At 60.5% G+C, this 25,693-nt stretch carries 23 protein-coding genes and 2 tRNA genes; 17 read left to right on the forward strand and 8 right to left on the reverse strand.

Annotated elements, in window-relative coordinates:
* The first annotated feature begins 90 nt into the window (after window positions 1–90).
* Window positions 91–300: a cold-shock protein gene (locus BLT00_RS12305; RefSeq protein WP_002554837.1), complete on the forward strand. Its 210-nt coding sequence runs from the start codon at window positions 91–93 to the stop codon at window positions 298–300.
* A 195-nt stretch (window positions 301–495) separates the two neighbouring features.
* On the opposite strand, the gene BLT00_RS12310 is transcribed toward BLT00_RS12305, so the two are convergent.
* Complete coding sequence (locus BLT00_RS12310) at window positions 496–1,503, reverse strand: DUF481 domain-containing protein (RefSeq protein ID WP_092144162.1); 1,008 nt, start codon at window positions 1,501–1,503, stop codon at window positions 496–498.
* Between the two features lie 157 nt (window positions 1,504–1,660).
* Here BLT00_RS12310 and BLT00_RS12315 point away from each other — a divergent pair, with 157 nt between their 5' ends.
* The 4 genes from BLT00_RS12315 (at window position 1,661) to BLT00_RS12330 (ending at window position 6,434) form a co-directional block, all read left to right on the forward strand.
* Entirely contained in the window at window positions 1,661–2,014 is a 354-nt protein-coding gene (locus BLT00_RS12315) for an MGMT family protein (RefSeq protein ID WP_063322696.1), read from the forward strand.
* 44 nt (window positions 2,015–2,058) lie between these two features.
* Window positions 2,059–3,618, forward strand: coding sequence for an AmpG family muropeptide MFS transporter (locus BLT00_RS12320; RefSeq protein WP_092144160.1), 1,560 nt, complete (start codon window positions 2,059–2,061; stop codon window positions 3,616–3,618).
* Between the two features lie 129 nt (window positions 3,619–3,747).
* Window positions 3,748–5,463, forward strand: coding sequence for a proline--tRNA ligase (locus tag BLT00_RS12325; protein WP_092144158.1), 1,716 nt, complete (start codon window positions 3,748–3,750; stop codon window positions 5,461–5,463).
* Window positions 5,464–5,480: 17 nt separating this feature from the next.
* Entirely contained in the window at window positions 5,481–6,434 is a 954-nt protein-coding gene (locus BLT00_RS12330; RefSeq protein WP_092144156.1) for a hypothetical protein, read from the forward strand.
* Between the two features lie 204 nt (window positions 6,435–6,638).
* Here BLT00_RS12330 and dinB read toward each other — a convergent pair whose 3' ends face one another.
* Window positions 6,639–7,700, reverse strand: a complete 1,062-nt coding sequence (gene dinB / locus BLT00_RS12335) for a DNA polymerase IV (RefSeq protein WP_092144154.1) — start codon at window positions 7,698–7,700, stop codon at window positions 6,639–6,641.
* A gap of 285 nt (window positions 7,701–7,985) precedes the next feature.
* Between dinB and BLT00_RS12340 the strand changes: the two genes are divergently transcribed.
* From BLT00_RS12340 to BLT00_RS12355, 4 genes are all read left to right on the forward strand, one after another.
* A tRNA-Met gene (locus BLT00_RS12340) sits at window positions 7,986–8,062 on the forward strand.
* 219 nt (window positions 8,063–8,281) lie between these two features.
* A tRNA-Met gene (locus BLT00_RS12345) sits at window positions 8,282–8,358 on the forward strand.
* A 153-nt stretch (window positions 8,359–8,511) separates the two neighbouring features.
* The gene (gene mprF / locus BLT00_RS12350) at window positions 8,512–11,154 is read left to right on the forward strand and encodes a bifunctional lysylphosphatidylglycerol flippase/synthetase MprF (RefSeq protein WP_092144151.1); all 2,643 of its coding nucleotides are present in this window, start codon (window positions 8,512–8,514) and stop codon (window positions 11,152–11,154) included.
* The gene (locus BLT00_RS12355) at window positions 11,154–12,443 is read left to right on the forward strand and encodes a virulence factor family protein (protein WP_092144149.1); all 1,290 of its coding nucleotides are present in this window, start codon (window positions 11,154–11,156) and stop codon (window positions 12,441–12,443) included. Before mprF ends, BLT00_RS12355 begins: the two co-directional genes overlap by 1 nt.
* Window positions 12,444–12,803: 360 nt before the next feature.
* On the opposite strand, the gene BLT00_RS12360 is transcribed toward BLT00_RS12355, so the two are convergent.
* Window positions 12,804–14,645, reverse strand: a complete 1,842-nt coding sequence (locus BLT00_RS12360) for a potassium transporter Kup (protein WP_371856941.1) — start codon at window positions 14,643–14,645, stop codon at window positions 12,804–12,806.
* A gap of 337 nt (window positions 14,646–14,982) precedes the next feature.
* Between BLT00_RS12360 and rimO the strand changes: the two genes are divergently transcribed.
* The 5 genes from rimO to tsaA all read left to right on the forward strand — a co-directional run bounded on the left by rimO (window position 14,983) and on the right by tsaA (window position 19,276).
* Window positions 14,983–16,323, forward strand: a complete 1,341-nt coding sequence (rimO, locus tag BLT00_RS12370; RefSeq protein ID WP_092144143.1) for a 30S ribosomal protein S12 methylthiotransferase RimO — start codon at window positions 14,983–14,985, stop codon at window positions 16,321–16,323.
* 263 nt (window positions 16,324–16,586) lie between these two features.
* Window positions 16,587–17,060, forward strand: coding sequence for a GNAT family N-acetyltransferase (locus BLT00_RS12380; RefSeq protein ID WP_063322705.1), 474 nt, complete (start codon window positions 16,587–16,589; stop codon window positions 17,058–17,060).
* 82 nt (window positions 17,061–17,142) lie between these two features.
* A complete protein-coding gene (locus tag BLT00_RS12385) occupies window positions 17,143–17,853 on the forward strand; it encodes an rRNA pseudouridine synthase (RefSeq protein WP_092144141.1) in 711 nt (236 codons plus the stop codon).
* Window positions 17,854–17,910: 57 nt separating this feature from the next.
* Window positions 17,911–18,372, forward strand: a complete 462-nt coding sequence (locus BLT00_RS12390) for a YehS family protein (RefSeq protein ID WP_092144139.1) — start codon at window positions 17,911–17,913, stop codon at window positions 18,370–18,372.
* Between the two features lie 205 nt (window positions 18,373–18,577).
* Window positions 18,578–19,276 (forward strand): tRNA (N6-threonylcarbamoyladenosine(37)-N6)-methyltransferase TrmO, encoded by a 699-nt coding sequence (tsaA, locus tag BLT00_RS12395; protein ID WP_092144137.1) that lies wholly within the window; start codon window positions 18,578–18,580, stop codon window positions 19,274–19,276.
* 108 nt (window positions 19,277–19,384) lie between these two features.
* Here the strand turns inward: tsaA and fpr are convergent, their stop codons facing one another.
* Window positions 19,385–20,164 carry a ferredoxin-NADP reductase gene (gene fpr, locus BLT00_RS12400; protein ID WP_003198368.1) on the reverse strand — a complete coding sequence of 260 codons (780 nt, stop codon included), beginning with the start codon at window positions 20,162–20,164 and terminating at the stop codon, window positions 19,385–19,387.
* Between the two features lie 121 nt (window positions 20,165–20,285).
* Between fpr and BLT00_RS12405 the strand changes: the two genes are divergently transcribed.
* Entirely contained in the window at window positions 20,286–21,212 is a 927-nt protein-coding gene (locus BLT00_RS12405) for a LysR family transcriptional regulator (protein ID WP_063322709.1), read from the forward strand.
* Between the two features lie 4 nt (window positions 21,213–21,216).
* Here BLT00_RS12405 and BLT00_RS12410 read toward each other — a convergent pair whose 3' ends face one another.
* From BLT00_RS12410 to BLT00_RS12420, 3 genes are all read right to left on the reverse strand, one after another.
* Complete coding sequence (locus BLT00_RS12410; RefSeq protein WP_063322710.1) at window positions 21,217–21,579, reverse strand: diacylglycerol kinase; 363 nt, start codon at window positions 21,577–21,579, stop codon at window positions 21,217–21,219.
* A gap of 72 nt (window positions 21,580–21,651) precedes the next feature.
* The gene (gene erdR, locus BLT00_RS12415; protein ID WP_003198362.1) at window positions 21,652–22,305 is read right to left on the reverse strand and encodes a response regulator transcription factor ErdR; all 654 of its coding nucleotides are present in this window, start codon (window positions 22,303–22,305) and stop codon (window positions 21,652–21,654) included.
* Window positions 22,306–22,518: 213 nt separating this feature from the next.
* Window positions 22,519–23,265: a tRNA-uridine aminocarboxypropyltransferase gene (locus BLT00_RS12420; RefSeq protein ID WP_092144306.1), complete on the reverse strand. Its 747-nt coding sequence runs from the start codon at window positions 23,263–23,265 to the stop codon at window positions 22,519–22,521.
* A 184-nt stretch (window positions 23,266–23,449) separates the two neighbouring features.
* Between BLT00_RS12420 and BLT00_RS12425 the strand changes: the two genes are divergently transcribed.
* A complete protein-coding gene (locus tag BLT00_RS12425) occupies window positions 23,450–23,872 on the forward strand; it encodes a quorum-sensing-regulated virulence factor family protein (RefSeq protein WP_003198359.1) in 423 nt (140 codons plus the stop codon).
* On the opposite strand, the gene BLT00_RS12430 is transcribed toward BLT00_RS12425, so the two are convergent.
* On the reverse strand, window positions 23,873–24,067 hold the full coding sequence (locus BLT00_RS12430) for a hypothetical protein (protein ID WP_063322711.1): 195 nt from the start codon (window positions 24,065–24,067) through the stop codon (window positions 23,873–23,875).
* Between the two features lie 466 nt (window positions 24,068–24,533).
* Between BLT00_RS12430 and BLT00_RS12435 the strand changes: the two genes are divergently transcribed.
* A complete protein-coding gene (locus tag BLT00_RS12435) occupies window positions 24,534–25,652 on the forward strand; it encodes an LOG family protein (protein WP_063322712.1) in 1,119 nt (372 codons plus the stop codon).
* The last annotated feature ends 41 nt before the right edge of the window (window positions 25,653–25,693 follow it).

A 25,693-nucleotide genomic window follows, 5' to 3' on the forward strand; every position in this document is an offset into this window, starting at 1 on the left:
CCATCTACAAGAATTTTTCCTGCTCTTTGCACTCAGTCTCGGCCAGGGTTCTTCCTGAGTCGCAGTTATCTTTGTTCAAGGAGTTACACCATGTCTAATCGCCAAACCGGTACCGTTAAGTGGTTCAACGATGAAAAAGGCTTCGGCTTCATCACCCCACAATCCGGTGACGATCTGTTCGTTCACTTCAAAGCTATCCAATCCGACGGCTTCAAAAGCCTGAAAGAAGGCCAACAGGTTTCTTTCATCGCTACCCGCGGTCAGAAAGGCATGCAAGCTGAAGAAGTTCAAGTTATCTAACTTGTCCTTGCTTTAGTAAAAGGCCCCGCCCTCAAAAGCGGGGCTTTTTTGTGCCTGGGTGTTTTTCCCAGGGCACAAAAAAACTGTGGGAGCGAGCTTGCTCGCGATAGCGGTGGATCAGCAACATCAACGTTGGCTGACAGACCGCTATCGCGAGCAAGCTCGCTCCCACAGGTGTGTGTGGGTGAGCCCGAATTACCAGGTCACGCCAAACCCTGCCGTGTACCGCGTCTTGCTCAAGTCACTGTCTTCAGTGCCCTCGATGACATCCTTCTCAGCCTTGAGGTTGAGCGACGCCCAATCGGTGACCTTGTAGCGCAGCCCCACCTCGGCGTCGTAGGCATAATCCGCCACGTCGGACAGCGGCTTGCCCACTTCGCCATTGGTGAAGAACTCGACGCGCTTGCCAATCAGGTAGCGGTTGTAGTCCCATTTCATGGCGACGGAATAGAAGTTGTCCTTACCGCCGTCGCGGTATTCATAGTCGGTGCGGTTCAACAGCGAACCCAGCGAGAACGCGCCCAGCTCGTCATCCCAGAACTGATAACCCGGACCGGTACCCACCACGCGCTGGCGCGCCAGGTCTTCGACTTTGTCACGCTTGTAGTTCAGGCGGCCTTGCCAGAACCATTTGTCCGTCAGGAACCGGTCGAGGGAATATTCCAGGCGCCAGTTATCGGCGGAAACCACATCGTCCTGGAACTCACGGTTGTATTCACCCTCGGCGGTGTGCCGCCATCTGCCGTGGCGAGCCGAGGTCTTGAAGTCGATGTCGTAATCGTCGGTATCGTTTTCCGCACGCTGGTAATCCAGCGCGGCATCGATGTTGCCTTTCCACACCAGGTCCTCGACCACCGGCTTGGGCTTGAGGATCTGCTGGATGCTGGCCAGATCAACGGTCTTGGGCGCATCACCGTTGGCCAAGGTGACCTTGCCATCCTCGGCGGCCTGGAGCGCCTTGGCTTTCTCGCCGGTGTAGGCATCCTGCTTGACCAGCAATTGCTGGTCGCTTTCGAGGGTCTTGACCTGCTTCCAGTCGATGGGAATCGCGCCAGCGTAATCAGTCTGGATCAGCAACTTGCCGCCATCGAAAACGGTGATTTTACCGGTCAGCTTGTCACCGTTCTTCAACCAGACGGTATCGGCAAGCAAGGGCATGGAGGCGCTGGTAACAGCTAGGCACAACAGGGTTCTAGACAACATAAGCGATAATGGGCTCAAGTTTTCAGTGAAAAGGCGGCATTATCCCCCAGGATGACACCTCAGCAAGGACTGACCCATGTAGGGCGGATGAGTTCATTTCTCAACCCGCCTCGTAGGAATTAATCTACAGACGGACACCTCATTCAGGAACCTTTACGTGACTGACACCCCAACGGACACCGAGAACGCCGCCCAGATCCGCCGCACGACCCTTTACCTGACCCTGGCACAAGTGCCGGCGGGCAAGGTCGTCACCTATGGCCAACTGGCTGAAATGGCCGGCCTGGGCCGCGCGGCGCGCTGGGTCGGGCGGACGCTCAGCCAGTTGCCGAACGACACGAAGCTGCCCTGGCATCGGGTATTGGGTGCCGGCGGTCGGATCAGCCTACCGGCGGGCAGCGCCTCAGGGGATGAACAGCGCGCACGCCTGCGCATGGAAGGCATCAGTGTCCTGAACAATCGTGTTGATATTCAGCGCCATGGCTGGCGCCCGGTAGAGCACAGCGGTTAGAGTGCGCGCTTTGTTTTCGCAATTTTTGAGGCAGACTCCAGCCCATGCCCCGTAAAACCTGGCGCGCCGCCCTCGCCGCCTATGCCAGTCCCTCGACGCTCGTGCTGTTGCTGCTTGGCTTCGCCGCCGGCTTGCCGTACATGCTAGTGTTTTCCACACTTTCGGTCTGGTTGCGCGAAGCCGGTGTGGCCCGCGAAACCATCGGCTACGCGAGCCTGATCGGCCTGGCGTATGCCTTTAAATGGGTCTGGTCGCCGCTGCTCGACCAATGGCGCCTGCCGTTGCTGGGTAAACTCGGGCGTCGGCGTTCATGGCTGGTGCTCTCCCAAGGCCTGGTAATCCTCGGCCTGATCGGCATGGGGTTCTGCGACCCACAGAAACACCTGTCATGGTTGATCGCCATCGCCGTCATCGTGGCCTTCGCCTCTGCAACGCAGGACATCGCCGTCGACGCCTATCGCCTGGAGATCGCCGACGACACCCGCCAGGCCGCCCTCGCCGCCAGCTACATGTCCGGCTACCGCATCGCGGCACTGCTGGCCACTGCTGGCGCGCTGTTTTTCGCCGAAGGGTTTGGCTCCACTGGCTTCAGCTACAAACACTCGGCCTGGGCCGGCACTTACCTGCTGTTCGGCGTATTGATGGTCCCGGCGTTGCTTACCTCGCTGTTCATGCGCGAACCGCCGGTGCCTCTGCGCACCCAACTGCAGGCCGGACGCTACTCGTTCGCCCATCAACTGGCGTCGGTGTTCGTACTGATCGTGCTGCTGGTGTCTGTCCCGGCGATGTTCACCCAGCTCTACAACACCGACTTCGCCAGCGTGCTGTTCGAGGGCGTCAGCCTGCTTGACCTGCTGCTCGAAGACCGCGCGTTCCTGCGGGCCATCCTCTATATCATCCTGACCGCCCTGTGCCTGTCGGCCGTGGGCCGCCGCGGATTAGCGCCGGTGCTGACGCCGGTAAACGATTTCATTCTGCGTTACCGCTGGCAGGCCCTGCTGCTGCTCGGACTGATCGCAACCTATCGCATGTCTGACACCGTCATGGGTGTCATGGCCAACGTGTTCTACATCGACCAAGGGTTCACCAAGGACCAGATCGCCAGCGTCAGCAAAATTTTCGGGCTGATCATGACCCTCGTCGGCGCCGGCATGGGCGGCCTGCTGATCGTACGTTTCGGCATCCTGCCCATCCTGTTCATCGGCGGTGTCGCCTCGGCGGGCACCAACATCCTCTTCCTGATGCTCACCGACATGGGCGCCAACCTGAAGATGCTGATTGTCACTATCTCCCTGGACAACTTCAGCTCCGGCCTGGCCACTTCGGCGTTCGTCGCCTACCTGTCGAGCCTGACCAACCTGAAATTCTCCGCCACCCAATACGCCCTGCTCAGCTCGATCATGCTGTTGCTGCCGCGCCTGATCGGTGGTTATTCAGGGGTGATGGTGGAGAAGTTCGGCTATCACAATTTCTTCCTGATCACCGCGTTGCTGGGCGTTCCGACCCTGCTGCTGATCGCCTTGCACTGGTTCCAGGAGAACCGTCGCCAGGGCTCGACGCCCACCGCCGAACCGACGCCTACCCGACCTGCGGAAGAGTCGTAGGAAACGTCAGAAAACGCCGGGGAAACCGGCGTTCGCATCGGGCGACCGGCCACGCGCCTGTACGCCAGGGCATCTCGCCCGTACAATGCCCCGTCACTTCTCGTCATCAGCAACCGACAACGGCCAACCATGCGCACCAGTCAATATTTGCTCGCCACACAGAAAGAAACGCCTTCCGACGCCGTCGTGATCAGCCATCAGTTGATGCTGCGTGCCGGCATGATCCGCAAACTCGCCTCGGGCCTGTACACCTGGCTGCCAATGGGCCTGCGGGTCATGCGCAAGGTTGAAGCCATCGTTCGCGAAGAGATGGACGCTGCCGGCTCCCTGGAAGTGTTGATGCCGGGCACCCAACCGGCCGAGCTGTGGCAGGAATCGGGGCGCTGGGAAGAATACGGCCCTGAGCTGCTGCGCATCAAAGACCGTCACGGTCGCGACTTCTGTGCAGGCCCGACTCACGAAGAAGTGATCACCGACCTGATGCGCAACGAGTTGAGCAGCTACAAGCAACTGCCGATCAACCTGTATCAGATCCAGACCAAATTCCGTGACGAAATCCGTCCACGCTTCGGCCTGATGCGCGGTCGCGAATTCATCATGAAGGACGCCTACTCGTTCCATACCGACCTGGCCTCGCTGCAAGTCACCTACGACCGCATGCACCAGGCATATTGCAACGTATTCACCCGCCTGGGCCTGAAATTCCGTCCGGTTGAAGCCGACAACGGCTCCATCGGCGGTGCCGGCTCCCACGAGTTCCACGTACTGGCCGAGTCCGGCGAAGACGACATCGTCTTCAGCAATGGCTCCGACTACGCCGCCAACATCGAGAAAGCCGAAGCCGTGCCACGGGAAACCTCCCGCGCCGCGCCGACCGAAGAGCTGCGCCTGGTGGACACGCCGAACGCCAAGACCATTGCCCAACTGGTGGAAGGCTACGACCTGCCAATTGAACGCACCATCAAGACCCTGATCGTGCGGGCCGAAGAGGAAGGCAAGCTGATTGCCCTGATCGTCCGTGGCGACCACGAGCTGAACGAAATCAAGGCCGCCAACCAGCCAGGCGTCGCCAGCCCGCTGGTCATGGCCACCGAAGCCGATCTGCGCGACGCCATTGGCGCCGGCGCCGGCTCCCTCGGCCCATTGAACCTGCCACTGCCGATCATCATCGACCGTTCGGTGGCATTGATGAGCGACTTCGCCATCGGCGCCAACATCGACGACAAACACTACTTCGGCGTGAACTGGGAACGCGACCTGCCGGTTCCTACCATCGCGGACCTGCGCAACGTCGTGGCCGGCGACCCGAGCCCGGACGGCAAGGGCACCCTGGAAATCAAGCGCGGTATCGAAGTCGGGCACATCTTCCAGCTGGGCAACAAGTACAGCAAGGCGATGAAGTGCGAAGTACTGGGCGAGAACGGCAAGCCGGTCACCCTGGAAATGGGTTGCTACGGCATCGGTGTTTCCCGCGTGGTGGCTGCCGCCATCGAGCAGAACAACGACGAGAAAGGCATCATCTGGAGCGACACGCTGGCGCCTTTCCAGATTGCCCTGGTGCCGCTGCGCTATGAAACCGACCTGGTGCGCGAAGCCACCGACAAGCTCTACGCCGAACTGACGGCCGCCGGCTTTGAAGTGCTGCTGGACGACCGCGACAAGAAAACCAGCCCCGGCATCAAGTTCGCGGACATGGAACTGATCGGCATCCCCCACCGGATCGTCGTCAGTGACCGTGGCCTGGCCGAAGGCAACCTGGAATACAAGAGCCGCACCGAAGCCGAGCCGCAAGCGCTGCCGGTCGCCGACGTGCTGTCGTTCCTCCAGGCCCGTATCCGCCGCTGACACCAGATAGAGACGTCATGTTCAAGCGAAACACCTTAGGCCTCGGTGGCGCCGCCCTGTGCGGCGCCCTGCTGGTCAGCGGCTGTGCCAACCAAATGTCGCAACGCAGCGAGCACGAAGAGCGGATCGAGCGCAAATTGCTCGACCACAGCCTGCTAATCGACGTGGGCGAACCCAAGGTGCTCGACCTGCCGCAGCGTCGGGTGCGCATCAATGAGCAGAAGACCTTCGAAGTCACCGAGTTCGAGGTCACTCGTCATTACGATCGCTACACGCCGTACCAACCCTGGCGGGAGATCTACGAGATTCCCCTGGGCGCGGTGGCCGTGGTGGCCGGCGTCGGTGCGAACGTGGTCAATGTGTTCGCCCTTGGCAACCTGCCGGACTCGGCGACCCGTGACTGGATCAGCTATGGCTTCGCCGGGCTCAACCCGTTCATGAACGTCCCCTCCCATGGCCGCGCCCAGCAGAACCTGGCGGGCATCGACGAAGTCCAGCGCGACAAGCGTACGGAACACTCGAGCCTGCCTTGGAGCGAACGCCCGGTGGAGGTCAAGGCCGCCCGGCAAACCTTCGAGCTGAGCACCGACCGTAACGGCGTGCTGCGCCTGAACCTGCTGGAAAGCCCGTTCGCCGAGCAGGACCTGAGCCAATTCGGCAAATTGCAGATCAGCGTGACGGATGCCCAGGACGAAGTGCACACCGATTCATCCCTGAGCATCAGCAGCACCCTGCGCAGCAAGCTGCTGGAAGCCCACGCGTTGATCTACGACGACCTGGAAGATGACGAGGTGAGCCAATGGGTGCATCGAGTCAAGCGCCTGTCGGAGCTGGGGCTTGAAGAAGAGGCCAGCGAACTGGAACAGAGCCTGATCGAACTGACCCGCAATGATCCGGAGTTGCAAACCGAGTTTTTGAAAGCACTGACCAAGGATGGTGGGCGGTTGGTGGCGGATCCAGGCGCCAACTGAGTCCAGCTTGGATTGGTCAACCTCTCTTGTGGCGAGGGAGCTTGCTCCCGCTGGGCTGCGCAGCAGACCCAATAGCGGTTGACTCAATGAACCTGACACACCGAGGCGGCAGATTCAAGGGCCGCTTCGCAGCCCAGCGGGAGCAAGCTCCCTCGCCACAAGAGCAAGGCAAGGCAAGGCAAGGAATTCAGCCAACCGACAGCCTCACCGCTCAAACAACTCCAACTGCTCAAACCCACCGCGCAAATCCTCCAGCCGCACCCCGATCCCCAATAACCGCACCGGCTTGCCGCCCCGGTTGAACGCCTGGGTCAACAGCAACTGGTAGCTGCCCAGGTCCCGCCCTGCCCCGGCCTGTTCCAGTGTGGTCTGGGTGAAGTCGTGGAATTTCACTTTGACGAACGGCTTGCCCGGTCGATAACTGCTGTCGATCCGCGCCATGCGTCCGCTGAGGGCTTCCATCAGTTCCGGCAGTTTGTCGAGGCAACTCACCAGGTCAGGCAGGTCTACATCGTAAGTATTTTCCACACTGATGGACTGCCGTCGGCTGTCGTTGTGCACCAGCCGCTCATCGATCCCACGAGCCAGGCTCCAGAGCCGCTCACCGAAACTGCCGAATTCGCGCACCAGCGCCAACTTGTCCCATTGGCGCAACTGCAGGCAATCGACGATGCCAAGCCGGTTCAGCTTATCGGCGGTGACCTTTCCAACACCGTGAAGCTTGCTGACCGGCAGGGCCGAGACAAAATCCTCGACTTGGTCGGGGGTGATGACGAACAACCCGTTGGGCTTCTTCCAGTCGCTGGCGATCTTGGCCAGGAACTTGTTCGGCGCGACGCCTGCCGACACCGTGATGTGCAACTGGTTGGAAACCCGCCGGCGAATGTCCTGGGCGATGCGCGTGGCGCTGCCACCGAAATGGGCGCTGGCGGAGACGTCCAGGTAGGCCTCGTCCAGCGACAGCGGCTCGATCAGGTCAGTGTAATCGCTGAAAATCGTATGAATTTCCTTCGACGCTTCCCGATAGGCATCCATTCGTGGCTTGACGATGGTGAGGTCCGGGCAAAGCTTCAAGGCGTGGCCGGAGGACATGGCCGAGCGCACCCCATAGGCCCGCGCTTCGTAGTTACAGGTGGCAATCACGCCCCGCCGATCCGCCGAGCCTCCCACCGCCAAGGGCTTGCCGGCCAGCCGCGGGTCATCGCGCATTTCGATAGCGGCATAGAAACAGTCACAGTCGACATGAATGATCTTACGTTGCGTCATAAATAAAGAAGCAGAGTATGCGACGAATCGGGCCACCAGTATCGCACCGACACCTGTATATAGCACCAGTAGTTTGAAAGATCCTTCGTTGAGAGCCGAAAGTGCCCACACAAATTTACTTCATCAATCGCAACCAAGCCTCCAATAGAGCTCAGCCCTTGCCGGGCCTGCGTCACAGCGCTGTCACAATGCCTTTCTCCAAGGCTAACCGCTTGAAGCGGAACAGTTTTTTGTAAGGCCAGGGTTGACAGCAGCGCGATCCTCTGTAGAATGCCGCCACACAGACGCGGGATGGAGCAGTCTGGTAGCTCGTCGGGCTCATAACCCGAAGGTCGTCGGTTCAAATCCGGCTCCCGCAACCAAACATCAAGAAAGGCTACTCGAAAGAGTGGCCTTTTTTGTGCGTGTCCATTTTTGACTGCCTGGTCAGAGAGTCGCCGCCTGCATGCAACAGTTGTAGGACAATTTCCTTTAAATTCCGAGTATTTAGGAAGACAAGGGCGGATCGAGCGTTTATTTGAGCCCATTACCTTTTAACGGTTGACACTCGGGCGTTCGCCTGTAGAATGCCGCCACACAGACGCGGGATGGAGCAGTCTGGTAGCTCGTCGGGCTCATAACCCGAAGGTCGTCGGTTCAAATCCGGCTCCCGCAACCAAACATCAAGAAAGGCTGCTCGAAAGAGTGGCCTTTTTTGTGCCTGGCAGAAAAAGCTCTACATTACAAATATTTTGTAATTATTTTCCTTCGCGGGGATTGGTAACTTGGCTGGATACCCCCATCCTGTCGCGCATAGCTCAAGAGGTGATTGATGCGCGCCCACTCGTCTGACCCGCAAGACCCTGTTACTGCAACACAACCGATCAAAGCCGAACGATTGCGCTGGCTGGATCGGATCAGTCAATACCGTCAGCCTATTGGTCTCGCGGTCACGTTGCTACTGTTTGCGATTGCCTTGATTGCCTGTCGCCACTTGCTGAGCGAGCTCGATCTTTACGCCCTGCACGATTCAATTCTGGAAGTGCCACGACCGGCCCTGCTGGGCGCGATCGCCGCCACGGTAGCCGGCTTCATCATTCTTTTGGGCTACGAATGGTCCGCCAGCCGTTATGCCGGGGTGACACTGCCGCCACAAACCATGGTCCTGGGTGGGTTCACCGCGTTCGCCATCGGCAATGCCATTGGCCTGTCACTGCTGTCGGGCGGCTCTGTTCGCTACCGTCTGTACGCGCGTCATGGCCTGGGGGCCTCGGATGTCGCCCACATGACGCTGTTCGCCAGCCTGTCCCTGGGCTGCGCGTTGCCGCCGTTGGCGGCCCTGGCGACGCTCAGCAACCTGCCCGCCGCGTCCGCCGCGCTGCACCTGCCTGCGACTTTGCTGGGGGCCATTTCCGTGGCGGTGCTGCTGCTCACCAGCGTGTTGGCCATCGGCATTTACCGCAGACGCCTGCCGGAACAGCCTCATCGTGACAGCCTGCTGGTAAAAGCCGGGCGCCGCACACTGCGCCTGCCGGGCCGACGCCTGACCTTCCTGCAACTGGTGATCACCGCGCTGGATGTCGCCGCCGCCGCCACCGTGTTGTATCTGTTGCTGCCCGAAGCGCCGCCGTTTGGCGCCTTCCTGCTGGTGTACCTGCTGGCGTTGGCTGCCGGGGTGCTCAGCCATGTACCGGGCGGTGTCGGCGTGTTCGAAGCGATCCTGCTGGCCGCGTTCGCCGACAAACTCGGGGCCGCGCCACTGGCCGCCGCGCTGTTGCTGTATCGCTTGATCTATGTGCTGTTGCCGATGCTGGTGGCCTGCGTACTGTTGCTGATCAACGAAGCGCAACGGCTGTTCCAGACGCGCCAGAGCCTGCGGGCGGCATCGGGTTTCGCTGCGCCGATCCTGGCGGTGCTGGTGTTTCTTTCGGGCGTGGTGCTGCTGTTTTCCGGGGTGACACCGGAAATCGACACCCGCCTGGAGCACATCGGCTTCCTGATCCCTCATCGACTGGTCGACGCTTCGCACTTCGGCGCCAGCCTGGTGGGCGTGTTGTGCCTGTTGCTCGCCCAAGGCTTGCGCCGTCGCCTGTCAGCCGCCTGGATGCTGACCACGGTCTTGCTCCTGGTGGGCGCCCTGCTCTCGCTGCTCAAGGGCTTCGACTGGGAAGAAGCCACGTTACTGACCCTGACGGCCGCCCTGCTGGCGGTGTTCCGGCGTTCCTTTTATCGTCCCAGCCGCCTGACTGAACTGCCCTTTTCCCCACTGTTCCTGATCGCCAGTATCTGCGTGCTGGGCGCGTCGATCTGGCTGCTGCTGTTTGCTTACCAGGATGTGCCCTACAGCCATCAACTCTGGTGGCAGTTCACGCTTGATGCCGACGCCCCTCGCGGCCTGCGCTCCCTGCTGGGGGCCGCGGTGTTGCTGGTGGTGGTGTCCCTGACCTGGTTGCTGCGCACCGCACGACCGGTGATCCATTTGCCGACGACAGAAGAACTGGAGCGGGCCAAGACGATTCTCATGACCTCCTCGCAACCTGATGGCGGACTGGCCCTGACCGGCGACAAGGCCTTGCTGTTTCACCCCAACGACGAAGCGTTCCTGATGTATGCCCGCCGTGGTCGCAGCCTGGTGGCGTTGTACGATCCGATCGGTCCTACCCAGCAACGGGCTGAAATGATCTGGCAGTTCCGCGACCTGTGTGACATCCACCACGCCCGCCCCGTGTTCTATCAGGTACGTGCCGAGAACCTGCCGTACTACATGGACATCGGCCTGACAGCCATCAAGCTGGGCGAGGAAGCACGGGTCGACCTCAAGCGTTTCGATCTCGAAGCCAAGGGCAAAGAGATGAAGGATTTGCGCTACACCTGGAACCGCGGCACCCGTGACGGCCTGTCGCTGGAGATCCACGAACCGGGCCAGGCGCCGATGGATGAGCTCAAGGTCATTTCAGATGCCTGGCTGACCGGCAAGAACGTGCGTGAGAAAGGTTTCTCCCTGGGCCGTTTCAGTGATGACTACCTCAAGCATTTCCGCATCGCCGTGATTCGTTTCGAGGGCCGGCCGGTGGCGTTCGCCAACCTGCTGGAAACCCACAGCCACGAACTGGCCAGCCTCGACCTGATGCGCGCCCACCCCGAGGCCCCGAAACTGACCATGGAATTCATGATGGTCGGTCTCATCCAGCATTATAAAAATCATGACTACGCCCGCTTCAGCCTCGGCATGGTCCCGCTGTCAGGCCTGCAACCGCGTCGCGGCGCACCATTGACCCAACGCCTGGGTTCGATGGTGTTCCGCCGTGGCGAGCAGCTCTATAACTTCCAGGGGCTGCGCCGCTTCAAAGACAAATTCCAGCCTGACTGGGAACCTCGCTACATGGCCGTGCCCGCCGGACTCGATCCGCTGGTGGCGCTGGCTGATACCGCCGCCCTGATTGCAGGCGGCCTGACTGGATTGGTGAAACGCTGATGATGCAACGCTCCTGGCGATACGTAGTGGCCGCCCTGCTGGTGCTGGCGGTGATTCTCGGTGGTGGTTACTGGTACTGGAACCGCCCGGCCCCGCAACCGACCCTGGAACAACTGGCGCCCACCGATGGCGTCGCGATGACTCGGGTCATCCCCGGCACCAAGCCGCGCGCCCAGGTGCTGGTGGCGGTCAATGAAGACCAGAAGCTCAGCGACACGCAGTTGACGACCCTCAGCCGCAGCGGCTCGGCACAGATCGTCCAGGTGATCCTGCCCAAGGACTGCCTGTTGCAAGGTCGCGCCCTGCAGACGGGTCTGCGGCAGCTCCAAGGGCCAGCCACGCTGGTCAGCGGCATCGGCCCTGGCGCTGTGCTGGCCTGGCGCTGGCTGGCCGAGCAGAAGGATGACAAGGCCAAGGCCGTGTCGGTGGACCTGGCCCTGGAAAAACCCGGCTGCACACACTTGCTGCCCAAAAGCGCAGCCCACGGCCACTGGCTGGTGGCCTGGAACGATAATCCCGACGACACCAGCGCCGGCTTCGTACGCGATCAGTCGAATGCCGAGACCAGCATCAGCGACTACGACATCAATCTGCCACAAGTCCTGAACAACGAACTGCGCAAGATCCTGGTCGGCACCGACAAGGCCAAGGGCGGCCTGAGCATCCCGGTGGTGGAAGTCCCAGCCAGCCAGACGCGGGATACCGTGACCCTGTTTCTCTCCGGAGACGGCGGCTGGCGTGACCTGGACCGCGACGTGGCCGATGAAATGGCCAAGATTGGCTACCCAGTGGTCGGTATCGACACCCTGCGCTACTACTGGCAGCACAAGAGCCCGGAGCAAAGCGCGGCGGATCTGACCGAACTGATGCAGCACTACCGTCAGGTCTGGGGCACCAAGCGCTTCATCCTGACCGGCTACTCCTTCGGTGCCGACGTGTTGCCAGCCATCTACAATCGCCTGCCAGCCACCGAACAACAGCGGGTCGATGCGATCATCCTGCTGGCTTTCGCCCGCACCGGCAGCTTCGAGATCGAAGTCGAAGGCTGGCTCGGCAACGCCGGCACCGAAGCCGCCACCGGCCCGGAAATGGCCAAGCTGCCAGCCGAGAAAGTGGTGTGCATCTACGGCGGTGAAGAAGCCGACGAAAGCGGCTGCACCGACAAGACTGCCGTGGGTGAAGCCATCAAGCTGCCCGGCGGCCATCACTTCGACGAAAACTACCCGGCCCTGGCCAAGCGCTTGATCGATGAGATCAACGAGCGGCAGAACAAGGTCGCCGAACAGTAAGTCGACACACGCCTGACAAAAAGCCCCGGCAGCCTCAAGGTTGCCGGGGCTTTTTTGTGCTCGACTGCCCCATCTCTATGGGAGCTATTACCGTTCATTCAAGAAAAATGATGGACCCGTGGCGAGGGAGCTTGCTCCCGCTCGACTGCGAAGCAGTCGAAAACCGGCGGGTGCGGTGTGCCTGACTCCCCGCATTTGGCAGGTTTTGGCGCCGCTTCGCGGCCCAGCGGGAGCAAGCTCCCTCGCCACGGGCTTGTCGATTGCCTTAAGTGGACAGCATTACCTTGGCATCAGCTTTTGTGTCGCCTACAAAAAAGCCCCCGCCGCCGCAAGGCAACGAGGGCTTTTGTTTTCCTGATGCTACATCTCCACCTGCGTCCCCAGTTCAATCACCCGGTTCAACGGCAGATTGAAGAAGCGCAGATTGCCGTTGGCGTTCTTCAACATGAAGGCGAACAACGCCTCGCGCCAGCGGGCCATGCCTTCGAGTTTCGACGCGATGACCGTTTCGCGGCTGAGGAAGTAAGTGGTACGCATCGGGCTGAAGTCCAGGTCATCCAAATGGCAGAGCTTGAGCGCCAGCGGGACGTCCGGCTCGTCGGTAAAACCAAAGTGCAGGATCACCCGGAAGAACCCTTCGCCATAGGCATCGACCTCGAAACGCCGCTGCGGCGGCACCCGGGGAATGTCTTCGTACACCACTGTCAGCAGCACCACCTGCTCATGCAGCACCTGGTTGTGCAATAGATTGTGCAATAGGGCGTGAGGCACAGCGTCCGAACGCGCGGTCAGGAATACCGCGGTGCCCTGGACGCGATGAGGGGGTTGTACGCGGATGCTGCTGATGAAGATCGGCAGAGGCAGCGCCCCTTCATCCAGGCGCTCCACCAGCAATTGTTTGCCGCGCTTCCACGTGGTCATCAGCACGAACAAGGCAATACCGGCGATGACCGGGAACGCACCGCCCTGGATGATTTTCGGCACGTTGGCGGCGAAGTACAGGCCGTCCACCAAAAGGAAACCGAGGAGCAACGGAACAGCCAGCAGCGGCGGCCACTTCCACAACAGCAGTATCACGGCGGACACCAGGATCGTGGTCATCAGCATGGTACCGGTCACCGCCACGCCATAGGCCGAAGCCAACGCGCCGGAAGATTCGAACCCCAGCACCAGCAGTACCACGCCGACCATCAGCGACCAGTTCACCGCACCGATATAGATCTGGCCCTGCTCGGCGCTGGAGGTGTGCTGGATGTACATGCGCGGGATGTAACCGAGCTGGATCGCCTGGCGCGTCAGGGAGAACGCCCCGGAAATCACCGCTTGCGAAGCGATCACCGTGGCCAGGGTCGACAGGCCCACCAGCGGGATCAGCGCCCAGCTCGGTGCCAGCAGATAGAACGGGTTGCGCGCCGCCTCCGGGTCGCCCAGCAACAACGCACCCTGACCGAAATAGTTGAGCACCAGCGCCGGCAACACCAGGATGAACCAGGCGCGAGCGATCGGCTTGCGGCCAAAGTGGCCCATGTCGGCGTACAACGCTTCGGCACCGGTCAGCGCCAGCACCACGGCGCCGAGGATCGCCACGCCCATGCCCGAATGGACGACGAAGAAACGCACGGCCCAGACAGGGTTCAACGCCTGCAACACTTCCGGGTGTTGGCTGATGCCGTAGACACCGAGGGCGCCGAGCACCAGGAACCAGGTGACCATGATCGGGCCGAACAGGATGCCGATCCGTGCAGTACCGTGGCGCTGGATGATAAAGAGCCCTACCAGCACGACCAAGGACAGTGGCACGACCCAATGATCGATGCCCTCGAACGCCAGGCCAACACCTTCGATCGCCGAAAGCACGGAAATCGCTGGCGTGATCATGCTGTCGCCGTAGAACAACGCCGCCCCGATCAAGCCGCAGACCACCAGCAATTTGCGCAACCTCGCCCGTCCCGCCGCTGCCCGCCGCGCCAGGGCGGTAAGCGCCATGATCCCGCCCTCGCCCTGGTTGTCGGCGCGCAGGACGAACATCATGTACTTGATCGACACAACCCAGATCAGCGACCAGAAAATCAGTGACAGAATCCCCAGCACCCCGTCGTGATTGACGGGCACGCCATAGCCACCGGAAAACACTTCCTTGAGGGTGTACAACGGGCTCGTGCCGATGTCGCCATAAACCACTCCGACCGCCGCGACCAGCATGCTCACCGGCTTCGCTGCCGAATGCTCGGCACCCGCCGCCTGACTACTTGCATGACCCATCCAACACTCCTGATTGCCCAGACCTGTCTGCTTCAACGAAGCACTATGCTGTGTGATGCAGCATGCGCTGTTTTTTACATGTCGTTACAGATGTTTTATTGACTGTAAAAACCGAAGAAACGCAAAGGCGCGAAGCATAGCGCAGCACTCGTCGTATTTCCCGGTATAAAGCTGGTCAAGTGCGTCGACCATGGATAGAATTGCGCACTTTTTGATCAGAGGCGCGCCAGGCGCCCTGTCTCGGCAAGAGACGATCCCCCCTACACCGAGGTTAGACATGTCCACCACTACCGCGCCCGCCAATCCGAAGGTTGGCTTCGTATCCCTGGGTTGCCCGAAGGCTCTGGTCGACTCCGAGCGCATCCTGACCCAACTGCGCATGGAAGGCTATGACGTTGTGTCCACCTACCAGGACGCCGACGTGGTGGTGGTCAACACCTGCGGCTTCATCGACTCGGCCAAGGCCGAATCCCTGGAAGTGATCGGCGAAGCCATCAAGGAAAACGGCAAGGTCATCGTCACCGGCTGCATGGGCGTGGAAGAAGGCAATATCCGCAGTGTGCACCCGAGCGTGTTGGCCGTGACCGGTCCGCAGCAGTACGAGCAGGTGGTCAACGCCGTGCACGACGCAGTGCCGCCACGCCAGGACCATAACCCGCTGATCGACCTGGTGCCGCCACAAGGCATCAAGCTGACCCCGCGCCACTACGCTTACCTGAAGATTTCCGAAGGCTGCAACCACAGTTGCAGCTTCTGCATCATCCCGTCGATGCGCGGCAAACTGGTGAGCCGTCCGGTGGGCGATGTGCTCGACGAGGCCCAGCGCCTGGTCAAGGCTGGCGTCAAAGAGCTGCTGGTGATTTCCCAGGACACCAGCGCCTACGGCGTCGACGTGAAATACCGCACCGGCTTCTGGAACGGCGCGCCGGTGAAAACCCGCATGACCGAACTGTGCGAAGCCCTCAGCACCCTAGGTGTCTGGGTCCGCCTGCATTACGTTTATCCGTATCCGCATGTCGACGAACTGATCCCGCTGATGGCCGCCGGCAAGATCCTGCCGTACCTGGACATCCCGTTCCAGCACGCCAGCCCGAAAGTCCTCAAGGCCATGAAGCGCCCGGCTTTCGAAGACAAGACCCTGGCCCGCATCAAGAACTGGCGCGAAATCTGCCCGGACCTGATCATCCGCTCGACCTTCATCGTCGGCTTTCCCGGCGAGACCGAAGAAGACTTCCAGTACCTGCTGGACTGGCTGACCGAAGCCCAGCTCGACCGCGTCGGCTGCTTCCAGTATTCCCCCGTCGAAGGCGCACCGGCCAACGACCTGGACCTGGACGTGGTGCCGGACGACGTCAAGCAGGACCGTTGGGAACGCTTCATGGCGCACCAACAGGCCATCAGCTCGGCGCGCCTGCAAATGCGCATCGGCCGTGAAATCGAAGTGCTGGTAGATGAAGTGGACGAACAAGGCGCCGTGGGCCGCTGCTTCTTCGACGCCCCGGAAATCGACGGCAACGTCTTCATCGACAATGGCAGCAACCTCAAGCCGGGCGACAAAGTCTGGTGCAAGGTGACTGATGCCGACGAGTACGATTTGTGGGCTGAGCAGATCGGTTGATCCAGGCTTCTTGGGCTCAAGCCGAGCCGGCTTTTGTGGCGAGGGAGCTTGCTCCCGCTCGATTGCGCAGCAATCGCAAAAAACCGGGGGCCGCTGCGCTGCCCAGCGGGAGCAAGCTCCCTCGCCACAGGTTCTGTGCCTCCAGCCATTGCTCGGCCACCTCGAAAAAACTGAAAAGCCCTGCCCTTGCGACAAGATGCGGGGCTTTTTTACGGCTATCGTATGGAGAAACACCGAACATCCAGCACAAGGAACAGGCGGGCATGCGTCAGCATTCGGTCATCCACACACCGAAACCGAGCGACTACCAGGAACTGACCCAGGTGTGGGAGGCATCGGTACGAGCCACCCACGACTTCCTGCCGGACAGCTACATCGAGCTGCTGAAAAACCTGGTGCTCACCCGTTACCTGGATGCGGTGATGCTCATTTGCACCCGGGACTCGCGCCAGCGGATCACCGGTTTCGCCGGCGTCGCGGCCGGCAAGATCGAGATGCTCTTCATCGACCCGCAACACCGTGGCCAGGGCCTGGGCAAGCAACTGCTGCACTACGCCATGGAACAGCTGAACGCCGATCAACTGGACGTCAACGAGCAGAACCCGCAAGCCCTGGGCTTTTACCTCAAGCAAGGCTTCGAAGTGGTCGGGCGCTCGGCGAAAGATGGCATGAACCAACCCTACCCGCTGTTGCACATGCGCTACAAGCAGCCCGACCTGAAGGCTGGACGCGGCTAAAAACGGCATGAGGCAAATGGACCCGCGATTAACCGGCGCCAGGCAGGTACAATGCCCACCCTCTTTTTGTTACGGCCCTGTCATGACTGACCCGATTCGTCTCTCCAAACGCCTCATCGAACTCGTCGGCTGTTCCCGTCGGGAGGCTGAGCTGTTCATCGAGGGCGGCTGGGTCACCGTGGATGGCGAAGTGATCGACGAGCCGCAATTCAAGGTCACCACCCAGAAAGTTGAACTCGACCCCGAGGCCAAGGCCACCGCGCCGGAACCGGTGACTCTTCTGCTGAACGCCCCGGTGGGCATGGATGTGGACACCGCGATGGCCTCCCTCGGGCCACAGACCCTGAGCGAGGAACACCGCTTCGGCAAGCGGCCGCTCAAGGGCCACTTCCTGCGCCTGACCGCCAGCGCCGACCTGCAGGCCAATGCCAGTGGGCTGCTGGTGTTTACCCAGGACTGGAAGATCCTGCGCAAACTCACCGCCGATGCCGCCAAGATCGAACAGGAATACGTGGTGGAAGTCGAAGGCGAGATGGTCGCCCATGGCCTCAATCGCTTGAACCATGGACTGACCTACAAGGGCAAGGAGCTGCCAGCGGTCAAGGCCAGCTGGCAAAACGAGAACCGCTTGCGCTTTGCCATGAAAAACCCGCAACCGGGTGTGATTGCACTGTTCTGCCAGGCGGTCGGCCTCAAGGTGATCGCCATCCGCCGCATTCGCATCGGCGGCGTGTCCATCGGCAAGGTGCCGCTGGGCCAGTGGCGCTACCTGGCTACCAAAGAGAAATTCTAATTTTCCGGCGCCGCACCGAGCTGGGGCGCCCACTGTCGATTGATCAGGATTGCACACATGGTTCACAACGACGTATTGCGCAGCGTGCGCTACATGCTCGACATCAGCGACAAGAAAGTCATCGAGATCATCAAGCTGGGCGGCCTGGACGTGTCCCTGGCTGACCTGGCGGGCTACCTCAAGAAAGACGAGGAAGAAGGCTTCGTGTTTTGCCCCGATGACGTCATGGCACACTTTCTCGACGGCCTGGTGATCTTCAAGCGCGGCAAGGACGAAAGCCGTCCGCCGCAACCGATCGAAATCCCGGTGACCAACAACATCATCCTCAAGAAGCTGCGGGTGGCCTTCGAGCTGAAGGAAGACGACATGCACGCCATCCTCAAGGCCGCCGAGTTCCCGGTGTCCAAGCCGGAACTGAGCGCGCTGTTCCGCAAGTTCGGCCATACCAACTACCGCCCATGTGGCGACCAGTTGCTGCGCAACTTCCTCAAGGGGCTGACGCTGCGCGTGCGCGGCTGACGTTGAAGGACAGCTGAATCCTGGGGGCTTTTGTGGCGAGGGAGCTTGCTCCCGCTGGACGCGCAGCGGCCCCTCGCGGTGTGTCAGACAGCACCAGGGGGCCGCTTCGCAGCCCAGCGGGAGCAAGCTCCCTCGCCACAGAGGACCGTGTCGATTTCAGCTCTCGCGTTATCATGCCCTCTCCATCTCGCCTCGATTTCAACCCATGACCTACAGCGTCTCCCCCATCGGCTTCGTCCGCTCCTGTTTCAAGGAGAAGTTCGCCATTCCCCGCCAACCGCAACTGGCCCCCGCCGCGCGCGGAGTGCTGGAGCTGGTGGCGCCGTTCGATCAAGGCGAAGCGGTGCAGGGGTTGGAGCAGGTCAGCCATGTCTGGCTGCTGTTCCTGTTCCACCAGGCCCTGGAAGACAAGCCGCGGTTGAAAGTAAGGCCGCCGCGCCTGGGTGGTAACAAGTCCATGGGCGTGTTCGCCACCCGCGCCACCCACCGTCCCAATGGCATCGGCCAATCGGTGGTGAAGCTGGAGCGGGTCGAAGCCGGGCGCCTGTGGATCTCGGGTATCGACTTGCTGGACGGCACGCCGGTGCTGGACATCAAGCCCTACGTGCCTTACGCCGACATCATAGGCGCGGCGTCCAACAACATCGCCAGTGCAGCACCTGAGCTCATCCCCGTGCAATGGGCGGACACAGCCCTGCTACAAGCCCAGGATCACGCCACGCGCCTGGCAGAGCCCTTGGTGGCGCTGATCGAACAATGTCTGGCCCAAGACCCACGCCCGGCATACCAGGTTCCTACAGCGGAGCGGGAATATGGTGCGCAGTTCTGGGATGTGGACGTTCGCTGGCATTACCCGCAGCCGGGGTTGATCCGGGTGTTGGAAGTGATTCCAGCTAAGCAGTGATCGCCAGGAACGAAAAAGCCCGCGCGGCCTTATTCAGGCGGCGCGGGCTTTTTTTGTGGACAACTGTTGGACCGAGTCGCGGTCATCAGCCACTCCACAGACTGCAGCTTACTTCTCTACAAACGCCCGCTCGATCAGGTAATCACCCGGCTCGCGCATACGCGGCGAAACGGTCAGGCCGAAGCTGTTGAGCACTTCGCTGGTCTCGTCGAGCATGCTCGGGCTGCCGCACAACATGGCGCGGTCGTCCTGCGGGTTGATCGGTGGCAGGCCGATGTCGCGGAACAGCTTGCCGCTGCGCATCAGGTCGGTCAGGCGGCCTTCGTTCTCGAACGGCTCGCGCGTCACGGTCGGGTAGTAGATCAGCTTTTCACGCAGCGCTTCGCCGAAGAACTCGTTCTGCGGCAAGTGTTCGGTGATGAACTCGCGGTAAGCGACTTCATTGACGTAACGCACGCCGTGGCACAGGATCACTTTTTCGAAGCGCTCATAGGTTTCCGGATCCTGGATGACGCTCATGAACGGCGCCAGGCCAGTACCGGTGCTGAGCAGGTACAAATGCTTGCCAGGCTTGAGATCGTCCAGCACGAGGGTGCCGGTTGGTTTCTTGCTGATGATGATCTCGTCGCCTTCCTTCAGGTGCTGCAACTGGGAGGTCAGCGGACCATCAGGCACCTTGATGCTGAAGAATTCGAGATGCTCTTCCCAGTTCGGGCTGGCAATCGAGTAAGCGCGCATAAGCGGGCGGCCATTGGGCTGTTGCAGGCCGATCATCACGAACTGACCGTTCTCGAAGCGCAGGCCCGGATCGCGGGTGCACTTGAAGCTGAACAGAGTGTCGTTCCAGTGATGAACACTGAGGACACGCTCGTGGTTCATGTTGCTCATGTACGGGGACTCCTGGGAATAATGCCTGCGCCGATAATCTGCGCAATTGCATCGCATTCTAATGGCGGCGACAATATCTGTTAAATGGATTATTAAGATAAGGGTTATCGGTTATATCGATATGCGATTTACTCTCCGTCAACTTCAAGTCTTCGTCGCCGTGGCCCAGCAGGAAAGCGTGTCTCGCGCTGCGGGCCAACTCAATCTGTCGCAGTCGGCGGCCAGCACCTCCATCACCGAACTGGAGCGGCAATCGAGCTGCCAATTGTTCGACCGTGCCGGCAAGCGCCTGAGCCTCAATGCCCTGGGCAAACAACTGCTGCCCCAGGCAGTGGCGCTGCTGGACCAGGCCAAGGAAATCGAAGACCTGCTCAACGGCAAGTCCGGTTTCGGCTCACTGGCGGTCGGCGCAACGCTGACCATCGGCAATTACCTGGCGACCTTGTTGATCGGCGGTTTCATGCAGCGCCATCCAGAAAGCCAGGTGAAGCTGCACGTGCAGAACACTGCCAATATCGTGCACCAGGTTGCTCACTATGAAATTGATCTGGGTCTAATCGAAGGTGACTGCAGCCATCCGGACATTGAGGTGCAGAGCTGGGTCGAGGACGAACTGGTGGTGTTCTGCGCCCCTCAACACCCGCTGGCCAAGCGCGGCCAGGCGACGATGGAGGAACTGACCCATGAGGCGTGGATTCTACGGGAACAGGGTTCCGGCACACGCCTGACCTTCGACCAGGCCATGCGTCATCACCGTAGCGCGCTGAATATCCGCCTGGAGCTGGAACACACCGAAGCCATCAAGCGCGCCGTGGAATCCGGCCTGGGCATTGGCTGCATCTCACGCCTGGCCCTGCGCGACGCCTTCCGCCGGGGCAGCCTTGTCGCAGTGGAAACCCCGGACATGGACCTGGCGCGGCAGTTTTATTTCATCTGGCATAAACAGAAGTACCAGACCTCGGCCATGCGCGAATTCCTCGAGCTGTGCCGGGCTTTCACCGCCGGGGCCCAGCGCAGCGACGAAATCGTGCTGCCGACCATTGCCTGAACCGTTACAACAGCACCACGCCCCACACCAACGCGATCATCGTCAGGGCGACTAACTGGGCCGCGCTGCCCATGTCCTTGGCATTTTTTGACAATGGGTGCAGTTCCAGGGAGATGCGGTCGATGGCCGCCTCCACCGCCGAGTTGAGCAATTCCACGATCAATGCCAACAGGCACACGGCAATCAGTAGCGCCTGCTCGACACGACTGACGTTCAGGAAGAATGACAACGGAATCAACACGACATTGAGCAACACCAACTGACGGAAAGCCGCTTCACCGACAAAAGCTGCACGCAGCCCGTCCAAGGAATAGCCGGAGGCGTTGAGGATGCGTTTCAGGCCGGTCTGGCCTTTAAAAGGTGACATAGAGTGGGCAACTGATCGAAAAGGAGTGGAGAAGCTAATTCAAACCCGGTCAAAAAAGCGTGAACCGGAACACTAAGCCTGCGGTGAAATTGACTCAAGTTGTTGCAGCAGCAAGGCCGCCTGGGTCCGAGTGCGCACGTTCAGTTTACGAAAGATCGCCGTGACGTGAGCCTTGATGGTGGCCTCCGAAACGTTCAGTTCGTAGGCAATCTGTTTGTTCAGTAAGCCTTCGCAGACCATGGTCAACACCCGGAACTGCTGCGGCGTGAGACTGGCCAGCCCCTCGCTGGCGGCCTTGGCTTCCTCGGACACGCTCACCGCCTCGAACGCCTGGGGCGGCCAACAGACATCGCCGTCCAGGACCGCCTTCACGGCCTTCTGAATCATCTCAAGGGAACTGGACTTGGGTATGAATCCGCTGGCGCCGAACTCCCGGGCCTTGACCATCACCGAGGCTTCTTCCTGGGCCGAGACCATGACCACGGGGATCTGCGGGTATTGGCCCCGCAACAGCACCAGCCCTGAAAAACCATAGGCACCGGGCATGTTCAGGTCTAGCAGCACCAGGTCCCAATCGGCCTTCGCCGTCAACTGGACCTCCAGTTCCGCGATACTGGCCACCTCCGTCAACCGGACAGCTGGGCCGAGGCCCAGGGTCACAGCCTGATGCAACGCGCTGCGAAAGAGCGGATGGTCATCGGCAATCAGGATTTCGTATGTGGCCATTTTTCAGATGATCCTGTTTTTAATGGCAGGCCCGATGCATTCGCGCCTCGCCAAGACAACTCAAGACACCGCCATGCAGCGGCATCCACAGGGGCACATTCAACGCCAAACACGGCGTTTCAAACATTGGCGGCGCCCCGGTCGGCGCCAAGCATGCCCAGCGAAGCCGGGGTGGTCAAGCAGCACAGCCATCACAGTGTCGAGTATGCGCCACTATTGGTCCAATACTGCTTGCGGCGTACGGATAAAGGGTTGCAACTCGGCGTGGGCCGGGGTCGAGACGTTCACCTCCTGCTGGCCCTTGGCGCCCAGGTAATGCTGGCTGAACACATCGAAATAGGCGTCCAGGGCCGAAGCAGCATCGCTGTCCCCCGCCAGCTCCAGACACAATGCCGCCACTTCGGCGGTGCACAGGTGCTCGCTGCGGGTCGAACGGCGCAGGCGGTAACGCGACAGTCTGTCAGGCAGCAGGCTCAGGATCGGCAGTCGGTCGAAATACGGGCTTTTACGAAAAATCTTCCGCGCCTCGGTCCAGGTCGCATCCAGCAGAATGAACAGCGGGCGCTTGGAATGATCAAGATCAACCGCATGGGTCACCCGTGATGGCTCGACGTATTCGCCCGGAAACACCAGGTACGGTTGCCATTGCGGATCGTTCAGCAGCGCCAGCAGTTGCTCGTCGACGTCGGTGCGCGACCAGATGAACGCGTGATTGTCGCGCACGACGTCGGCAATCAGCCAACCAGTGTTGCTCGGTTTGAACACTTCCTTGTTGGTCATGATCAGGCAGACCCCGGAGCGGGTCTCGACACTCGGACGCCAAGCGCACAGGCAATGGCTCTCGATCACTCGGCAGGCGCTGCAACGGGGCGCGCGCCAGCCACGGGCCTGGATCGGCCTGATCCCTTCATCAATGCGTTGGTCGCGCAGGCGAGCTACGGCGTTAGGGGCGTGATTCATCATGGGCAACGCCGGCAGAAAGGAAAACTCGACACGAACAACACTCGGCAGGGCAATAAAGGCCGGCAGTCTACCAGAGCGCACGAGCCTGTACCGTCCACCCTGGCTCCCCTATAATTCCCGGCCACTGAACGCACAGTCATGTGATCGGTCGAACCACCAGTCACTGAACCAGGAGAGTTTCATGCTGCGCCTTATCGTCCCTACCGTTGCCGTTCTGCTGGCGACGTCCTTCAGCGCTCAGGCTGCTTCGCTGAAAGAACTCGAACTGAACAAGATGCTGCAGAACGTCGCCAAGGAAAGCAGCGTCGGTACGCCGCGGGCGATCAACGAAGACATTCTCGACCAGGGTTATACCGTCGAAGGCACCGAGCTGATCAACCATCTCAGTGTGCAAAGCAGCCACGCCCAGAAAATGCGCGCAGACCCCAAGGCTGTGTATTTCCAGTTGGGCTCCACGGTGTGCACCAATCCAGGTTTCCGCAAGTTGATGGCCAAGGGCGCCACCATGCGCTACGAGTTCACCGAGGTTAAGACCAACCGCCCGGTCGCGACCGAGCGCTTCCAGGAATCGGATTGCCCGAAACCGGCCAAGACGAAGAAGTAGTCAACCTGAACTTGCGCGCCGCTGCTCATCGTCGGCGCGCAACTCCGCCACCAGCGCCTGCAAGTAACGCGAGCGCCATGCTCGCCCTCCCAGCCGACGACAGCATTCGTCCTCAAGACTCACCCGATTGGCCTGTGCCGACTCCAACAACATCAAGTACAACTGCCTGTCGAGCTCCAGAGTGACCCTGGTCATTTCTCCCGCCTCCCTGCCCCGATTCGCTTCAATCCATCACGTGGCACCCAACCCTGGGCGTCAAATTGCATTGGCACGCTTGTTATCAGTAAATCAGAGCGACACGCACCCGGCCGGCGATCTGACGAGCGGTGCAATCGTTCACGGCATGTATCAGCGGTTGCCAACGGTCACTTTTGCGCGCCATGATCAGGGCAGCAAAGATCGGCATGACGGTCTAGATTCAAAGTATCCATAGTATTTTCATCGGGCAGAAAGAGGCTGCCTGGCCAACACCTTGGTGTGTGATTGTTTTTTATCAAAGGGAAAAGCAGAACCCGCTGGATGGCTTGGTCGCCTTGCTGCAGACCGCGTCAAGCCAGGTCACCCTCCAGGCCGATGCTTGGGCTGACAACGACACATGGAGTGTCGTGGCCTCGATGAATCTCTCGTCCGGGCCGGGGTCCTGTTAAGAAGGAGAAGCTGAATGCCTTACAAACCGAATGACCTGCTCAGTCGTCATTTTGAGAACCATGGCCACGACCTCACCCGCAAGGTCGAAGAGCAACTCAACCTGGTCTCCCCCAACAGCCCCAACCTCCCCATTTACCGAGACATGATCCTGACCGTGCTGCGCATGGCCCAGGAAGATCACAACCGCTGGAATGCCAAGATCACACTACAAGCCCTGAGGGAACTGGAACACGCCTTCCGTACCCTCGAGCAGTTCAAGGGCCGACGCAAGGTCACGGTCTTCGGCTCGGCCCGAACACCCATCGAACATCCGCTGTATGGCCTGGCCCGAGAGCTGGGGGCGGCGCTGGCCCGCTCGGACATGATGGTCATCACCGGCGCCGGCGGTGGCATCATGGCCGCCGCCCATGAAGGCGCAGGGCGCGACCACAGCCTGGGATTCAACATCACCCTGCCTTTCGAGCAACACGCAAACCCGACCGTCGAGGGCACGCCGAACCTGCTGCCGTTCCACTTCTTCTTCACCCGTAAACTGTTTTTCGTCAAAGAGGCCGACGCACTGGTGCTCTGCCCCGGCGGTTTCGGCACGCTTGATGAAGCGCTGGAAGTCCTGACGCTGGTACAGACAGGCAAGAGCCCTTTGGTACCGGTGGTCCTGCTGGATGTGCCAGGGGGCAAGTTCTGGCAAGGAGCCCTGAACTTTATCCGCGAGCAATTGGAGGAAAACCGCTACATCCTGCCCACCGACATGAAGCTGATGCGCCTGGTGTACAACGCCGAAGAGGCCGTGGAAGAAATCAACCAGTTCTACCGCAACTTTCACTCCAGTCGCTGGCTCAAGCATCAGTTCGTGATCCGCATGAATCACAAGCTAAACGAACAGGCGTTGCAGCAGATGCAGGGAGAATTCGCCGATTTGTGCCTCAACGACTGTTTTCATCAACATGACTACAGCGGTGAAGAGCACGACGAAGCCCAGTTCAGTCATCTGACCCGACTGGCGTTTGCCTTCAACGCCCGGGATCACGGTCGCTTGAGGGAACTGGTGGATTACATCAACCTGCCGCAAAACTGGGCCCAGCCCGCCTCAAAACCCCACCCCCTCACATGGGAGCCGATCAAGGTAACCTGAGCCCATAAAAAAACGGCCTGCTATCGAAATAGCAGGCCGTT

This window comes from Pseudomonas sp. NFACC51, from assembly GCF_900103575.1.
GTDB lineage: Bacteria > Pseudomonadota > Gammaproteobacteria > Pseudomonadales > Pseudomonadaceae > Aquipseudomonas > Aquipseudomonas fluorescens_Q.

Excerpts from the sequence above, each read along its gene's own strand:
- BLT00_RS12305 (WP_002554837.1), top strand. The coding sequence starts at position 91 with ATGTCTAATCGCCAAACCGGTACCGTTAAGTGGTTCAACGATGAAAAA.
- BLT00_RS12310 (WP_092144162.1), bottom strand. The coding sequence starts at position 1,503 with ATGTTGTCTAGAACCCTGTTGTGCCTAGCTGTTACCAGCGCCTCCATG.
- BLT00_RS12320 (WP_092144160.1), top strand. The coding sequence starts at position 2,059 with ATGCCCCGTAAAACCTGGCGCGCCGCCCTCGCCGCCTATGCCAGTCCC.
- BLT00_RS12325 (WP_092144158.1), top strand. The coding sequence starts at position 3,748 with ATGCGCACCAGTCAATATTTGCTCGCCACACAGAAAGAAACGCCTTCC.
- BLT00_RS12330 (WP_092144156.1), top strand. The coding sequence starts at position 5,481 with ATGTTCAAGCGAAACACCTTAGGCCTCGGTGGCGCCGCCCTGTGCGGC.
- dinB (WP_092144154.1), bottom strand. The coding sequence starts at position 7,700 with ATGACGCAACGTAAGATCATTCATGTCGACTGTGACTGTTTCTATGCC.
- mprF (WP_092144151.1), top strand. The coding sequence starts at position 8,512 with ATGCGCGCCCACTCGTCTGACCCGCAAGACCCTGTTACTGCAACACAA.
- BLT00_RS12355 (WP_092144149.1), top strand. The coding sequence starts at position 11,154 with ATGATGCAACGCTCCTGGCGATACGTAGTGGCCGCCCTGCTGGTGCTG.
- BLT00_RS12360 (WP_371856941.1), bottom strand. The coding sequence starts at position 14,645 with ATGCTGGTCGCGGCGGTCGGAGTGGTTTATGGCGACATCGGCACGAGC.
- rimO (WP_092144143.1), top strand. The coding sequence starts at position 14,983 with ATGTCCACCACTACCGCGCCCGCCAATCCGAAGGTTGGCTTCGTATCC.
- BLT00_RS12380 (WP_063322705.1), top strand. The coding sequence starts at position 16,587 with ATGCGTCAGCATTCGGTCATCCACACACCGAAACCGAGCGACTACCAG.
- BLT00_RS12385 (WP_092144141.1), top strand. The coding sequence starts at position 17,143 with ATGACTGACCCGATTCGTCTCTCCAAACGCCTCATCGAACTCGTCGGC.
- BLT00_RS12390 (WP_092144139.1), top strand. The coding sequence starts at position 17,911 with ATGGTTCACAACGACGTATTGCGCAGCGTGCGCTACATGCTCGACATC.
- tsaA (WP_092144137.1), top strand. The coding sequence starts at position 18,578 with ATGACCTACAGCGTCTCCCCCATCGGCTTCGTCCGCTCCTGTTTCAAG.
- fpr (WP_003198368.1), bottom strand. The coding sequence starts at position 20,164 with ATGAGCAACATGAACCACGAGCGTGTCCTCAGTGTTCATCACTGGAAC.
- BLT00_RS12405 (WP_063322709.1), top strand. The coding sequence starts at position 20,286 with ATGCGATTTACTCTCCGTCAACTTCAAGTCTTCGTCGCCGTGGCCCAG.
- BLT00_RS12410 (WP_063322710.1), bottom strand. The coding sequence starts at position 21,579 with ATGTCACCTTTTAAAGGCCAGACCGGCCTGAAACGCATCCTCAACGCC.
- erdR (WP_003198362.1), bottom strand. The coding sequence starts at position 22,305 with ATGGCCACATACGAAATCCTGATTGCCGATGACCATCCGCTCTTTCGC.
- BLT00_RS12420 (WP_092144306.1), bottom strand. The coding sequence starts at position 23,265 with ATGAATCACGCCCCTAACGCCGTAGCTCGCCTGCGCGACCAACGCATT.
- BLT00_RS12425 (WP_003198359.1), top strand. The coding sequence starts at position 23,450 with ATGCTGCGCCTTATCGTCCCTACCGTTGCCGTTCTGCTGGCGACGTCC.
- BLT00_RS12430 (WP_063322711.1), bottom strand. The coding sequence starts at position 24,067 with ATGACCAGGGTCACTCTGGAGCTCGACAGGCAGTTGTACTTGATGTTG.
- BLT00_RS12435 (WP_063322712.1), top strand. The coding sequence starts at position 24,534 with ATGCCTTACAAACCGAATGACCTGCTCAGTCGTCATTTTGAGAACCAT.